General features: G+C 58.8%; 11 protein-coding genes, 1 tRNA gene and 1 riboswitch. Of the genes, 5 read left to right on the top strand and 7 right to left on the bottom strand.

Going from position 1 to position 14064, the window contains the following annotated elements:
• Positions 1-140 precede the first annotated feature (140 nt).
• The 3 genes from LEPTO7104_RS0109390 to LEPTO7104_RS33320 form a co-directional block, all read right to left on the bottom strand.
• On the bottom strand, positions 141-1010 hold the full coding sequence (locus tag LEPTO7104_RS0109390; protein ID WP_026072522.1) for a shikimate dehydrogenase: 870 nt from the start codon (positions 1008-1010) through the stop codon (positions 141-143).
• Positions 1011-1054: 44 nt separating this feature from the next.
• A complete protein-coding gene (locus tag LEPTO7104_RS0109385; RefSeq protein WP_026072521.1) occupies positions 1055-2659 on the bottom strand; it encodes a bifunctional pantoate--beta-alanine ligase/(d)CMP kinase in 1605 nt (534 codons plus the stop codon).
• A gap of 249 nt (positions 2660-2908) precedes the next feature.
• Entirely contained in the window at positions 2909-4072 is a 1164-nt protein-coding gene (locus LEPTO7104_RS33320; protein ID WP_083887041.1) for a septal ring lytic transglycosylase RlpA family protein, read from the bottom strand.
• A 632-nt stretch (positions 4073-4704) separates the two neighbouring features.
• Between LEPTO7104_RS33320 and purM the strand changes: the two genes are divergently transcribed.
• A complete protein-coding gene (purM, locus tag LEPTO7104_RS0109375; protein WP_017298312.1) occupies positions 4705-5757 on the top strand; it encodes a phosphoribosylformylglycinamidine cyclo-ligase in 1053 nt (350 codons plus the stop codon).
• Positions 5758-6016: 259 nt separating this feature from the next.
• Complete coding sequence (locus LEPTO7104_RS0109370; RefSeq protein WP_017298311.1) at positions 6017-6847, top strand: prohibitin family protein; 831 nt, start codon at positions 6017-6019, stop codon at positions 6845-6847.
• A gap of 27 nt (positions 6848-6874) precedes the next feature.
• On the opposite strand, the gene LEPTO7104_RS0109365 is transcribed toward LEPTO7104_RS0109370, so the two are convergent.
• The 4 genes from LEPTO7104_RS0109365 to LEPTO7104_RS38100 form a co-directional block, all read right to left on the bottom strand.
• Positions 6875-7645 carry a helix-turn-helix domain-containing protein gene (locus LEPTO7104_RS0109365; protein ID WP_026072520.1) on the bottom strand — a complete coding sequence of 257 codons (771 nt, stop codon included), beginning with the start codon at positions 7643-7645 and terminating at the stop codon, positions 6875-6877.
• Between the two features lie 48 nt (positions 7646-7693).
• Positions 7694-8461, bottom strand: coding sequence for a pseudouridine synthase (locus tag LEPTO7104_RS0109360; protein ID WP_017298309.1), 768 nt, complete (start codon positions 8459-8461; stop codon positions 7694-7696).
• A gap of 269 nt (positions 8462-8730) precedes the next feature.
• Complete coding sequence (locus tag LEPTO7104_RS0109355) at positions 8731-10071, bottom strand: PAS domain-containing sensor histidine kinase (protein WP_017298308.1); 1341 nt, start codon at positions 10069-10071, stop codon at positions 8731-8733.
• A gap of 175 nt (positions 10072-10246) precedes the next feature.
• Positions 10247-10423, bottom strand: a complete 177-nt coding sequence (locus tag LEPTO7104_RS38100) for a DUF4278 domain-containing protein (RefSeq protein ID WP_083887040.1) — start codon at positions 10421-10423, stop codon at positions 10247-10249.
• A gap of 39 nt (positions 10424-10462) precedes the next feature.
• Positions 10463-10518: riboswitch (Glutamine riboswitch) on the bottom strand.
• Positions 10519-10622: 104 nt separating this feature from the next.
• On the opposite strand from LEPTO7104_RS38100, the gene LEPTO7104_RS0109350 reads away from it, so the two are divergent.
• The 3 genes from LEPTO7104_RS0109350 to LEPTO7104_RS39340 all read left to right on the top strand — a co-directional run bounded on the left by LEPTO7104_RS0109350 (position 10623) and on the right by LEPTO7104_RS39340 (position 14061).
• Complete coding sequence (locus tag LEPTO7104_RS0109350) at positions 10623-11432, top strand: creatininase family protein (protein WP_017298307.1); 810 nt, start codon at positions 10623-10625, stop codon at positions 11430-11432.
• Positions 11433-11594: 162 nt separating this feature from the next.
• Positions 11595-11665 (top strand) — tRNA-Cys (locus LEPTO7104_RS0109345).
• 902 nt (positions 11666-12567) lie between these two features.
• A complete protein-coding gene (locus LEPTO7104_RS39340; RefSeq protein ID WP_422879849.1) occupies positions 12568-14061 on the top strand; it encodes a DNA phosphorothioation system restriction enzyme in 1494 nt (497 codons plus the stop codon).
• Positions 14062-14064 lie beyond the last annotated feature (3 nt).

The following is a 14064-nucleotide window of genomic DNA, read 5'->3' as shown; positions in this document are numbered from 1 at the left end:
CATTGCGGTCCAGTGCTCTGGCTGGCCTTTTTGGCGTAAAAAAAGGCTTAATTTCCGAATACAGCTGCGGCCAATGCGCTTAAAAAATAGTGATGGTCAATAGGGAGACTGGGACAGCGCATTGGCGCATGCCCGCCCGGCTAGGCAGACGTTGTGCCCAGCCAGTCGATCAGAGCCTGACGCATCGTCGCCACGGGCGCGGGCCGCTGTAGCCAAATTTCTAAAGCTGTGGCACCCTGCTGCACCAGCATCTCTAGGCCGTCGATAACGCTTAGCCCTCGCTGAGCCGCCAGGGCCAGTAGGTGGGTGGGGCGGGGAGTATAGATTAGGTCATAGACCAGGGCATGGTCTGGGAGCAGGTCAAGATCCTGGGCCGTTAGCGGAGCCTGCTTGGCCGTGGTGTGCATACCGATGGGCGTAGTGTTGACGAGCAAATCGGCATTGGGTAACCGGGCCGACAGCGAATCCCAGCCGTGAATAGTCAGAGACTGATGCAGGGGCGAATTGGCCCAGCTCTGCTCAAAGTTGGTCAACTTTTCGAGGTTGCGTCCAACCACCTCCACCGCCGCAAACCCCAGCTGCCCGCAGCCAGCCACCACGGCTCGGGCGGCCCCGCCGTTGCCCAACACCAAAGCCGTCTTACCAGACCAGTCTAGCCGGGCCTTCAGGGGAGCAATAAACCCAGCGACGTCGGTGTTGGTGCCTGCCCAACCGCGTTCAGTGCGCCAGACGGTATTGACGGCCCCCACCGCCTGGGCCTCGACGGTTAGCTCCGTGAGCAGGGGCACAATGCTCTGCTTGTGGGGAATGGTGACGCTGAATCCCTTGACCCCGGTGGCCGCGAAACCTGCGATCGCGGCCTCTAGCCCCCCAGATGCCACCGGGAATGCCACATAGACAGCATCTATACCTAGCTCAGCTAAGGCCGCATTGTGCATAACTGGCGACAGGGAGTGGGCAATCGGGTCGCCGATAACGCCGAGAAGTCGAGTAGTTCCGGTGATAACCATGGCAGCAAAGGGGCAACAAATTTAGGTATTAGCCGTTCACGCCGTCAGCTGGTTACCACTTTCCCATTAAACAGCCGCACAATTTCATCGACCACCGCTGCCAGGGAGAGGCCGTCGGTGTTTAGCTCAATTGCATCGTCGGCTTTTCGCAGCGGCGAAACCGAGCGGCTGCTGTCCTTGCGATCGCGCTCATCAATGGCCTGCTCTAGCTCGCCGAGGGAAATCGCTGGCTGCTGCTGGGCGGACAGGTCGCGCTGGCGGCGGCGGGCCCGCTCTGCCACCGAGGCGGTGAGAAATATTTTGAGTTCTGCCTGGGGAAACACCTGGGTTCCAATGTCGCGGCCTTCCATCACCACTCCGCCGGTAATGCCGTACTGCTGCTGCTGCCGCAGGAGCGTCTGGCGCACGGTGGGCTGGGCCGACACCAGAGAAACCTGATCGGTCACCGCCGAACTGCGAATCAGCTGGGTCACCTCCTGACCATTCAGCCAGATGCGGCTGGGGAAGGCGGCAAAGGCGGGGTCATCGCCCGAGGCGGCCAGGTGAATGTCGCAGTCGCTCACCAGTTCTGCGATCGCGACCTCATCGTGCAGGTCTACCCCGCGCTCCAGGGCCAGCCAGGTCACCGCTCGATACATGGCACCGCTGTCAAGGTAGAGCAGGTTTAGCTGCTGGGCCACCTGCCGCGCCACCGTAGACTTGCCTGCTCCCGCCGGGCCGTCAATGGCGACAATGGGCTGGCGATCGCGCAGCAGCAGATTGTCAATTAGCCGGGTGGTGCCTAGGTGGGCCGCCACGGCCAACATTCCCAGGGTTTCGACCCGATCGAGCGGGCGCAGGGTCTCAGGATGCACCAACTCCACATACTGCGGGCGCAGATCAGGTGCCTGGGCCAGTTCATGGTGCACGGCGGCCACCAGGGCCGAGCGGTGGCGCTCTCCCGCCCTGAAGTGGCTTTGGGCCGCCCTTAGTCCTCGATAGAGGGCGGCCGCCTGCTGGCGCTCGTCCTGGCTGAGAAAGCTGTTGCGCGAGCTCAGCGCCAGACCACTGGCCTCACGCACGGTAGGGCAGCCAACAATCTGGCTGGGCAGATTTAAATCTCCGGCAACTCGCTTGAGAATAGCCAGCTGCTGGGCGTCTTTGTAGCCAAAGTAGGCGCGATCGGGAGCCACCAGACTCAGCAGCTTGGTCACCACCGTGGCTACCCCCTCAAAGTGGTTGGTTCGGTAGGGACCACACAACACCGCCATCATCTCCCTGGGCGGCACCACCTGGGTAATACCCCCCGACTGCAGGTCAGCCGTGCCGTAGAAAGCGGCTGGGGTGGGCATAAACACGGCATCCACCCCGGCTTGCTCACACAGGCGCAGATCTTGCTCAGGGGTGCGGGGATAGCGAGCCAGGTCTTCCTGGGGGCCAAACTGCAGCGGATTGACAAAAATACTGACGACCACCAGGGCATTTTCCTGCCTAGCCCGCTCGATTAAGCTCAGGTGGCCCTGGTGCAAATTGCCCATGGTGGGTACCAGTCCCACCTCAGGGGGGCAAAACAACCCCTGCCCAACCCCATTGGGCTCCCCTTTGCCCTGGCCCAGGCGCACCTGGGCCAAATAGCGCGTCAAGCCTTCAACCGCCTTGAGTACCCGCACAATCCTTTACCCTTTGCCGTGTGAGCATGTGTGACAGCTGAACTACTGGCCACCTCTTTCCAAAGGTATTACCGTACCAGATTTAAAGTCAGGAGCATATTGCTTCACGCTCCGCTTGCCCATGACTTTACCCCGACCCCACTGTAGCCCTGCGCCTAGGGAACTTCATCAAAAACCCTCTCCAGTCGGGGCCATGGAGAGGGCTAATAGAAGGTCTAGACGAGGATCTGGGGCTGTGGGCAGAGTCGCCTACGGGGTGGCGAGCACGTCTAGCTGCACCCGACCAACGCCGCTGGCTCTCAGGCCAATTTGGCCCGCCGCCGCCGAGGATAGGTCGATGACGCGATCGCCGCTGAAGGGGCCGCGATCGTTGATGCGGACCACCACGGACTGGCCCGTAGACAGGTTAGTAACGCGTACTTGGGTGCCAAAGGGGAGGGTGCGATGGGCCGCCGTCAGAGCATTCTGGTCGAACACTTCGCCGCTAGCACTCCGGCGCCCGCTCAGGCCAGGGCCATACCAGGAAGCCATGCCGGTCAGGCTCGACGTGACAATGCCCACCTGGTTGGAGGCCGCCGCCGGTTGAGGCAAGCCCTCGACTCGGGCTAAGGGCGGGGCATCCCCCAGCAGACGGCGCAGCCGATTGGCAATTTGCAGGGCATCTTCGCCCGGATTGGCGGTGGTATCTGGCAAAATGGCCTTACCGTCGAGGATGAGTAGGGTTGTGTCACCCCAGGTCACCGCAAAAGCATCGTCTTCGCTGTCCCAACGGGCTTCGATAGCGTCGACATCCTCCGTAGCTGACAGCGTCTGTAGCCGAGCCAGAATATCATTTGCCCGTTCCAGGGGTTCCTGATAGCTGGGGGACACTGCCACCGAACCGGCGCTTGCGTTGAGGGTCTCCAGTTCGCCGCCAACCAGGGTAACAACGGGTATCGAGCGAATGTAAATGGTGGCGGCCTGTCGGGAATCGAGGGCGTGGGGAAAGACCGTGGCGGCGTCTAGAACTTCTCCCATGGCGTTGGGCGCTGGCTCGCTTGCCGCCTGCTGGCTGGAAACTTGCTGGTCAGATGTCTGTGCGCTGGGCCCTTGCTCGTTGGAAGCCTGCTCACCCGTCACTGGTTCGCTAAATGCTTCTGATTTGCTGGGCGCTTGAATTTCGCTAGGGGCTTGAATGCTTAAAGCTGATTCAGGATTGGCAGGCTCGGCAGGCTCAAAGATTGAAGGGCTGGAGTCGGCAGGTTGACCTGCATCAGGAGGGTTTGTGAGAGACAAGTGGTCAGCATGATGCTCTACCTCTGGATCCAGAGAAAGACCGCTTTGATCGCTGTCTTGGGCATAGCTGGGTAGGGGTGCTCCAAAGACGGACATAGCGACGGCAACCGTCAGTCCGCCCAGTACGGGATGTTTCATGTACACCAAAAGAATTCAACAGGAAGAGCAGGGGATAAATCCTGTCCCAAAAAGGCCCAGAACAGGCAGCACGGGAGCCGCCTTAAATCCCTTACCCGTTGCAAATTGGTCTTCGGTTTTTTAGACGAAACGTAACTTAGCACGTTCAGCGAGGATTGCGAATCCGGGGAGATGCCCACGGTGTAGCCTCTCGCCACGAAATAAAAAGGCGGCAAACTTGGCTTAAGGGGCTCAACCTATTACTGAGACTGGGCTTTCCAGCTTTTAGAAAGCACCAGTTACATTTCGAATTATTTATGAATGAAGACGAATGAGTTATGTAAAAATAATCAGTCTGCTCATCCTTTGGAGCGAGTTTTGTCAGCATAAGGTGAATTTTCCGGAACCTGGATTGTGCTTTTGACTACAAATTGCCTCGGTGACATCCGTCTAAGGGAACAAAAAATAGGTCAATGCTGCTTCGAGCAGCCCCCTCTAGCACCCTAGGATAATGCACGATTTGGATCCAGAGACTGAGGGCTTTGATTGATGGGGCCGGTCGATCGCCTTTGCCCGCCGCTTCACCCCATTGACGAAGCTCACCCTCGTTTTTAAGGTAAGAGACTGGCCTACTCACAAGGACTTTAAACCCCATGGACTATCGGGATGCTGGCGTAGATGTAGAGGCAGGGCGCGGCTTTGTGCAGCGCATTCGCAGCCTGGTAGACAGCACCCGGCGACCCGAAGTGTTGGGGGGCTTAGGGGGGTTTAGCGGCCTCTGCGAACTCCCCAGCGGCTACCGCGAGCCAGTGCTGGTGTCGGGCACTGATGGGGTTGGCACCAAGCTTAAAATTGCCCAGGTAACCCAGCGCCACAGCACCGTTGGCATTGACCTAGTGGCCATGTGCGTCAACGATATTCTCACTAGCGGGGCAGAACCGCTCTTTTTTCTCGACTACCTGGCCACGGGCAAACTGGAACCTACGGCCCTGGCGGAGGTGGTCGAGGGCATTGTGGCTGGCTGTCGCCAGGCTGGCTGTGCCCTGCTGGGCGGCGAAACCGCAGAAATGCCTGGCTTCTACGGCTCTGGCGAGTACGATCTGGCCGGATTTTGCGTGGGCGTGGTTGAAAAGTCTCAAATTTTGGATGGTGGCCAGGTCCAGGTGGGCGATCGCGTCATTGGGCTGGCCAGCAGCGGCGCCCACAGCAACGGTTTTAGCCTGGTGCGCAAGGTGATCGCCGAGGGCCAGCGCCCCGACCAAACAGGCACCGGCTACCGCTGGAATGAAGTTGTACCCGCCCTTAGCGACCTCAGCCTGGCCGAGGTGTTGCTCACCCCCACCCGCATCTATGTAGAGCCTGTGCTAAAAGCTCGCCGGGAAGGGCTAGACATCCACGGCATGGCCCACATTACCGGCGGTGGGCTGCCCGAAAACTTGCCCCGCTGCCTCGGCGCAGGGCAGGACATTCACCTAACAGTGGGCAGCTGGCCCATACCACCTGTGTTTGCGTGGCTAGGGGAGATGGGCCAGATCCCCGAGGTTGACCTCTACAACACCTTTAACATGGGCCTGGGATTTGCCCTGGTGGTGCCAGCCAACCAGGTCGAACCGACGTTGGCTTGGCTGGCAGAGAACCAGACGGCAGCTTACCTGGTGGGAGAAGTGATCACCGGATCGGGTCAGGTGACGGGGCTGCCGGAGTAGGGGATGGCCTCTCTGGCACAAGCTTATCAATCGCAGGGTTTTCTCTAATGTCATGCCGACTCCTGGCTACCGGCCCTCGAGGGGTAGGGGCAAGGGGCTGTTGGCCTGCCCCTTTGGAGTTCGGCGTTGGTTTCAGGTTAGCCCTGAGCCAAAGCCTTGCTGAAGAACCTCGCCGCCAGGCTAAATAGCCGATACCGTAGAGAGGCAGCATAGGTAGGAACATCCGTTGAAATCTTCGACTTTAAATTGGCCACCCGTCGTGCTGAGTTTCCTCGCCATTGTGGGTTTGGCGCTGGTGACCAGCAGTTTTGTAATTATTAACCCCGGCCAGGCCGGGGTGCTCAGCATTCTGGGGAAATCCCAGGATGGCGCTCTGCTAGAAGGCATTCACCTGAAGCCGCCGCTGGTTTCTAACGTCGATGTGTATGATGTGACCGTGCAGAAGTTTGAGGTGCCGGCCCAAAGTTCAACCAAAGACCTGCAAGACCTCTCCGGCCGCTTTGCCATCAACTTTCGCCTCGACCCCACCGAGGTCGTCAACATTCGCCGTACCCAGGGCACCCTGGAAAATCTGGTCTCTAAAATTGTGGCTCCCCAAACCCAGGAGTCATTCAAAATTGCCGCCGCCCGCCGCACCGTAGAAGAGGCGATTACCCAGCGGGCAGAGCTAAAGCAGGATTTTGACGATGCCCTCACCACTCGCCTGGCCAAGTACGGCATTTTGGTGTTAGACACCAGCGTGGTGGACCTCACCTTCTCGACCGATTTTGCCAAGGCTGTGGAAGATAAGCAAATTGCTGAGCAGCGTGCCCGCCGGGCCGTCTACATTGCCCAGGAGGCCGAACAAGAAGCCCAGGCCGAAATTAACCGGGCCAAGGGACGGGCCGAATCTCAGCGACTCATCGCTGAAACTCTGAAGGCCGACGGGGGAGCTTTGGTGCTGCAAAAAGAGGCGATCGAAGCCTGGAAATACGGTGGCGCCCAGGTGCCGAAGGTGCTGGTGATGGGGCAGGGCGGCAACCTGCCGTTTATTCTCGATCTACAGCAGCTGGACAAAGATCTGCCAGCATCCGCCAATACCAAGTCTTAGCTGGCTCGCCCCGCTGGCCCAGAACGACTACCAGGCGAGGCTAACGGCTTCGCCTGGGGAGTAAGTAATTTCGCGCACCATGCCCGGCTGACCCAGGGCTTCGGTTTGACTGTCATTGTAGCTGACCATCACGGCGCCAGCATTGCCAGCCCGAATGGTCAGAGCCTGATCCGCCGTCCACATGCGAGTATCGCCGGGCTGTAAAATCCCCTCAAACTTGGTGGTGCCATCGGAGGTAATACGCAGCCACGACTGGGCCGTCAGGGTCATTCTGACCTGGATGGGGGCCTGGGGTTCTTCGGGCTGAGGGGCGGGAACAGCCGGGGCACCCCCAGGGCTGGAGCTTTCTGAGGACCTAGTTTCTGAGCTATTTAGAGGATCCAGGGGTGGCAGCACGGTCACCTCTGGAGCTGTTTGCCGCAGCAGATACGATAACCCGCTAATCGCCGCTACCATCAGCATGAAGTAGGCGCCGTAGAGGTGAAGGGGGCGCAGCTGCGCCGCTGGGGTCTCTTTCCAGGAGCGGCGCTGAATGCGAGGGGGGGTGAAAAACTGGCTGGCCAGGGTTTCGCCATCGAGCTGGAGGGCGTCGCCGTAGCGGCGAATCAGGCCGCGAATATAGACGGGTTCTGGCAAAGCGTCGAGGTCGCCCTGCTCGATCGCAGCCAGCAGACTGGGCCGAATCAGGGTTTTTTCCGCCAGGGTCTCTAAGGTTTGCCCTTGCTGTTGGCGAGCCGCCTGCAGCAAAGTACCCAGCTCGAGGAGCTGCTCTCGATAAACGGCGTTAGAATCAACCAACTCTTTTGTCTTCATACAGGGAAAATTTAGCTTAAGACAGCGAATGGCTTACTGGTGACGGAGACGGCTTAGCTGAGGGGCTGATTGAACCGATGGCTCAGCTAATAATGCCTCAATTTCGGCAGATGATAAAGCCCTGTAAGCGCCTGCACCGAGGTTGCCTAACCGCACGGAGCCTATGGCAGTCCGGTGTAAGTCTAGCACCCGATAACCCAGGGCTTGGGCAACTCGACGAATTTGCCGGTTGCGCCCCTCCTGAAGTACGACCTCGACCTGGGTTTGGTTTGAGCTACGGGTAATGACCTGTACCTGGGCAGGACGGGTGGGTCGATTGTCTAGACAGATGCCCTGCCGCCATGCATCGAGGGCCGAGGGGGCAACCTGCCCCTCAAGTCTTACTCGGTAGGTTTTGGGGACGTCGTGACGAGGATGGGTGAGCCGAAAGGTAAAATTGCCATCGTTGGTGAGCAGCAGCAGGCCAGTTGTATAGGCGTCGAGGCGTCCGACAGGGTGAATGCCGACGCTATGCAGGCTGGGGGGAAGAACGCTGAGCACCGTGGGCCGTCCCTGGGGATCGGCGCAGGTAGATACCATGCCCAGGGGCTTGTGCAGGAGCAGATAGTGTTGGGTGGGGCGGTGTCGAGCCTGGAGAGGCTGCCGGTTGATCTCGATGCGATCGCAGCTGAGGTCGGCCCGCTGGCCCAGGCGAGCCACTTCCCCGTTGACCCGCACCTGACCCGATTCGATCATCTGCTCGGCCTGCCGCCGGGAGGCAACCCCATACTGAGAAAGAAGTTTTTGCAGCCGCTCTGCCATGGTGGGATAACGAATAGGGCAGGAATATCCTGTCGGAATTGCGTAACCTACTTAACAAGTATGGCAGGAATTTATCCTGTCTGAGTATAAGTTCTTAGCTAATTCTCCGGCTGCGGTGCTGGGAGCTGTAGGGTATGTCATCAATTTTCGCTACAGTCCTGATCCCATAGGCGCTGCCACGCCCGACCCCAAAAAAAGGGCTAGGGGCTGTAACCACTGATGCTTAGGCCATGGGCGATCAAGTGATGATAGCCCCTAGATCACCGCAGTCATTTGACTGCGGCGGTAGCTGGCAACCGCAGTCGCAGCCAGCCACCGCCCAATTCGGGATGATTAGCGGCGGTAATCGTGCCGTTGTGGGCCTCGACAATTTGACTCACGATCGCTAAGCCCAGCCCGGTGCCCCGGTTCACCTCGGTAGCAACTCCGGGATCGACAGGGGCCAGGTTGATCGGCGGGCCGCTGCGGCTGCGGGAGGGGTCGGCGCGGTAAAAGCGATCGAAAATGTGGGGTAGATCTTTGGCACCAAACCCTGAACCCATATCCATGACCTCTAGGGTCAGGGTTTGGCTGGCTGGGTCGGTGGCTTTGGCCGCGCGATCGGGCAGGACTAGATGCACAAAAATAGTGGCGCGGCTGGGGCTGTGTTTGATGGCGTTGTCAATCAGGTTCAGCAGTACCCGATGAAACAGGGTTTCATCCAGGTTGACCAGGCAGTGGGGGGGGCCTTCGTAGGCCAGCGTCAGATCTTTGATTTGGGCTAGGGGCTCTAGGCTAACCCAGGCCCGCTGGATGAGCTGGGGGAGATCGACCGGCTCCAGGCTGAGCCCCTGAAACTGATCCCCCTGAAGGCGGCTGAGATTGAGCAGGTCTTCAACCAGGTTGCTGAGGCGAATGGTTTCGTTGATCAGCCGGTCGAGCCAGCGCCGCTGACTTTCGTCAACTCGGGGCTGGAGGGTTTCGGCTACGAGCCGAATTGAGGTCAGGGGAGTTTTTAGCTCGTGGGCCACGTCAGAGGTCCAGCGATCGCGCTGCTGCACCAGCAGGGCTGCCTCCTGGCGATTTTCTAAAAACACGCCCACTTCACCATTGTCGAGGGGAACGGCATAGCCCCGCAGGGGATAGGTGGGTTCTTCTTTGGGATGCAGGGGATCGGGGGAAATTTGGTAGAGCATCCATTCCCGCTGACACCGGGTTTGACTTTCCCGCGCTTCCTCAATTAAGGCATCTAGCTCGTAGGAGCGGGCCACCTCTAGCAGCAGTCGTCGGCGCTGGACTGGCCCAGCTAGGGGCTGGTTCATTTTCAGCAGCCGATTGGCCTGCTCATTGCACCAGATCAGCTGATTTTCGTCGTCGACCTGGAGATAGCCAATGGGAGCCGTCTGCAAAATGTGCTCTAGGGTGTCGCGGCTGGTGCCCAGCGATCGCAGCTGCCGCTGCTGCTGGGGTTGGGTCTTGACCAGTTGCTCAACCTGCCCCAAGGCGGTGGGCCAATCGGGTGCTTTTAGCGTGCTGATTAGCCGCTGCTCTCGGCGCCGCTGTTGCCGCCGCTGCCAGATCAGCAGCGGCACCCCCGTAGCCAGCCCCAGCAGATACGCAAAAATAACCAACGATTTTCCTGGCCATACAATTTGATCTTGTCCAAGCCTATCGCACAAAAAAGCACCCCCGCAGAGGTGCTTTACCAAAATGACGATTCAGGCCATCTCCTGGCCCCTAAAATAAGCACTGGTTTCAGCCGAGAAACCCACGACTGAAACCAATGGCTAGCCTAACCGGGCAAACTTAACCTCGGCGAACCACGGCCCCGCGGTACTTGAGACCTTGGGGATGGTCGGCCTTAACTTGCTTGGCCAAGTGGCGAGTAGCAACGGCACCGCGATAGCGGCCAATCACTTCCTCGGAAATAGCTACCTGGGAGGTAGCTGGGTCATAATCAACGCCACGATACTTCAAGGACATCTTTCGCCTCTCCTTAATGAGTGAAGGTGTATAAACAGAGGCGCGTTCCTTCGAGCCTGAGCTCTACTTCCGTCTCTCATAGAGAGATGAACGATTTGTTTCTGTATTCATTGTTACCTTTTGCCCTAAAACTGTCAAGGTTCTCTGTCAAGAAACCATCACAATAGTCTCATCCCCCTATTCCCATAACTCCCTATCTATGCACGGTCCTATTCCTCCCCACCGCTACTTCCCCTACCTGACCTGGACTGACATTGAGGCGATGAGCGATCGCGAGAATGTCGTGATTGTGCAGCCCATGGGGGCGATCGAGCAGCATGGCCCCCATCTGCCTCTGGTGGTAGACAGCGCTATCTGTACGACCGTGCTGGGCCAAGCCCTGACCCAGCTCGATGCGGCGATTCCGGTCTACAGTTTGCCGCCTCTGTACTACGGCAAATCGAACGAACACTGGCACTTTCCGGGCACTGTTACCCTCTCGGCGGAGACTCTGCTGCGGGTCATTCATGACGTAGCAGAAAGTATTTACCGGGCCGGGTTTCGCAAGCTGGTACTGCTCAATGCCCACGGCGGTCAGCCCCAGGTGCTCGAAATTGCGGCTCGCGATCTGCACCTGGCCCATGCCGATTTAATGGTGTTTCCGCTGTTTGTGTGGGCGGTGCCCAACTGCGCTGGCGATTTGCTCACCGCCAAGGAGATGGAGCTGGGCATTCACGCAGGGGATGCCGAAACCAGCCTGATGCTCTCGATTCTGCCCGATCAGGTGCGGATGGATCGGGCCGAGGCCGAGTTTCCTCAAAACTTGCCCACCGATAGCTGGCTGACGATGGAAGGCGCGCTTCCCTTTGCCTGGGTGACGCGCGATCTCAGCGCCAGCGGTGTTTTGGGTGACCCGACCGTCGCGACGCTGGAAAAAGGAGATCGGCTGCTGGGGTCGTTGGCCTCCGGTTGGGTGACAGCGCTGACCGATATTTATCGCTTTTGCCAGCCCCAGGCCAAATCCATCTAACTCAGAGGCTACAACAGGTAGTGATGGTTGTGAGCAGGTAATGTCGCCCGTCGCTTTGCCGATGGTGCCCTGCTATTCCATCGGGGTAGGGTTTGGCAAAGGTAGTCTAGCGCGATCGCTGATTGCTCTCCTGAGTTTGCTATACTCGAAAGCTGATAAGGCGGCGACATAGCCAAGTGGTAAGGCAGAGGTCTGCAAAACCTCCACCCCCGGTTCGAATCCGGGTGTCGCCTTTGAGGTCACGAGTTGAAGACGGCATTTTAATTGTGTGTGGGCATCTGATTACTATGCTTCTCGCTATATAGTATCCCTGCCCCCCAACTGGGCAGCGCTGAAGTCATTGGACCTGAGCGGCTGTGGCTGGTGAGAAGCAGCAGCGGTTAGGGGGCGATCGCGCCCCAGCTCTGGTATGCGCCACCGCATAAAGAAATTTAAGCAAACGAGCCTGAAACCCCAAATCATGAGTTGGGCTTAGCTAGACTTCAGGCAAATGCTGGCTATCGCAGGAGCCTGGGTGAGCCTGAAGGATTTGACAATTCGGGACGAGTATCGCAGTAGCGATCGCAGCATCGTCAACGATTTTTATGTTCCGTGCCTGGAGCAGGCGACGGTGTACAACCGGGCGGTGGGCTATTTTTCGAGTTCGTCGATGGCCTGTGTGGCTCAGGGGTTGACGGCGTTTGTGCGATCGGGGGGGCAGATGCGCCTGATTACGTCGCCGCAGCTGTCTGAAGACGATGTGCAGGCAATTGAGCAGGGGCTGAAGAACCGGGAGCAGGCAATCGAGGCGGCGCTGCTGCGAGAGCTGGAAGAAGAACTGCCGCAGGTGATTCAAGATCGGCTAGGGGCTCTGGTGTGGTTGCTGAGTAAGGGCCTGCTGGAAATTAAGCTGGCGGTGCCGAAAACCCTACGGCAGCGGGGCATCTACCACGAGAAGTTGGGCATCTTTGTAGATAGCGAGGGTCATGTGGTGGCGTTCACTGGGTCGGCCAATGAGAGCGCCAGTGCGCTGATCGATAACTTTGAATGTCTGGACGTCTACTGCTCCTGGGATGAAGGGGTGAGGCAGAGAGCTTTACAAAAGGCGAGGCATTTTCAAGATTTGTGGAATGACCAGACGAAGCATGTGGAGGTAATGGCCTTTCCTGAGGCGGTGGCGCGATCGCTCCTCAAACTCTGCCCACCCCAACCGCCCACTCAGGAGCCCAGGGTTGCTACCGAACAGGGGCATTACAACATAGATAGTTCCTCAGCCCCGGAGGCGCTTAGCGGGGGTACTCCAGCCCTGCCGCTGAACATCACTCTGCGCCCTTACCAGCAGCAGGCGATCGCCAACTGGTTTGCCAATAAAGGGCGCGGCACGCTGAAGATGGCGACGGGCAGCGGCAAAACGATTACGGCGCTGGCGATCGCAGCGGCACTGTACGACAAAATTCAGCTTCAGGCGCTGATTGTGGTGTGTCCGTACCGCCATTTAGTCACCCAGTGGGCGCGGGAGTGCCGCAAGTTTGGCCTAGAGCCAATCCTGGCCTACGAGAACGTCAGGCAGTGGCAAGATCGACTGTTGAGCCAGCTCTACAGCGTGCGATCGGGCTATCAGCCCTTTGTGACTGTGCTCACAACCAACGCCACCCTGATGAGCCATGGGTTACAGTCGCAGCTGCCCTATTTTCCTGAAAAGACATTAATTGTTGGGGATGAAGCCCACAACCTGGGGGCCAAACGGCTAGAGCAGAGCCTGCCTCGCACAGTGGGGCTGCGGCTGGCGCTGTCAGCAACGCCGGAGCGCTACTTTGACGAAGTGGGCACCGAGGGCATTTTCAACTACTTTGGGCCGGTGCTGGAGCCGGAGTTTACCCTGGCCGATGCGATCGCCCAGGGTGCCCTCGTCCACTACCGCTACTACCCTGTGCTGGTGGAACTGACGGAGGAGGAGGCCCAGCGCTACGCCGCACTCACCCAGAAAATTGGTCAGCTAGCCTCCATGGGCGACAGCGAGCTAGAGGAAAAGATCAAGGGGCTGCTCAACCAGCGATCGCGACTGATTGGTAACGCGGCCAATAAGCTACAGGCGCTGCGATCGCTGATGAGCGATCGCCTCGACACCTCCCATACCCTGTTTTACTGCGGCGACGGTAGCATCGAAAGCGAGGTTGCCCAGGAGAACTATCGCTACGTCGAGGCGGTCACGGCGCTGCTGGGCAAAGAGCTGGGCTACCGGGTCAATACCTACACCGCAGACACCACCCTAGACGAGCGCGAAGACCTGAGGCAGCAGTTTGAATCAGGGGAATTGCAGGGGCTAGTGGCCATCCGCTGCCTGGATGAAGGGGTCGATATCCCCGCCACCCAGACGGCGGTGATTATGGCTAGCAGCGGTAACCCGCGCCAGTTTGTGCAGCGGCGGGGTCGGGTGCTGCGGCGGGCTCCTGGCAAAGATCGCGCCACCATTTTTGACATGATTGTAGTGCCCCCCAACCTGGAGGGAGACTCGTTGGCAGTGGAGCGGAGCCTGCTGAAAAAAGAACTGAGGCGCTTTGTGGAATTTGCTCAGTTAGCCGACAATGCGGGCGAGGCCAGGGTGCAGCTGCTCGACCTGCAAAAGCGCTACGGTTTATTGGATATGTGAGGC

This window comes from Nodosilinea nodulosa PCC 7104 (assembly GCF_000309385.1).
GTDB lineage: Bacteria > Cyanobacteriota > Cyanobacteriia > Phormidesmidales > Phormidesmidaceae > Nodosilinea > Nodosilinea nodulosa.
This window is presented reverse-complemented; position numbering and strand designations above follow the sequence as displayed.

Coding starts and splice junctions, on each gene's coding strand:
- LEPTO7104_RS0109360 (WP_017298309.1), bottom strand. CDS start 8,461: ATGGCAGAGCGGCTGCAAAAACTTCTTTCTCAGTATGGGGTTGCCTCC.
- LEPTO7104_RS33320 (WP_083887041.1), bottom strand. CDS start 4,072: ATGAAACATCCCGTACTGGGCGGACTGACGGTTGCCGTCGCTATGTCC.
- LEPTO7104_RS0109350 (WP_017298307.1), top strand. CDS start 10,623: ATGCACGGTCCTATTCCTCCCCACCGCTACTTCCCCTACCTGACCTGG.
- LEPTO7104_RS0109390 (WP_026072522.1), bottom strand. CDS start 1,010: ATGGTTATCACCGGAACTACTCGACTTCTCGGCGTTATCGGCGACCCG.
- purM (WP_017298312.1), top strand. CDS start 4,705: ATGGACTATCGGGATGCTGGCGTAGATGTAGAGGCAGGGCGCGGCTTT.
- LEPTO7104_RS39340 (WP_422879849.1), top strand. CDS start 12,568: ATGGCCTTTCCTGAGGCGGTGGCGCGATCGCTCCTCAAACTCTGCCCA.
- LEPTO7104_RS38100 (WP_083887040.1), bottom strand. CDS start 10,423: ATGTCCTTGAAGTATCGTGGCGTTGATTATGACCCAGCTACCTCCCAG.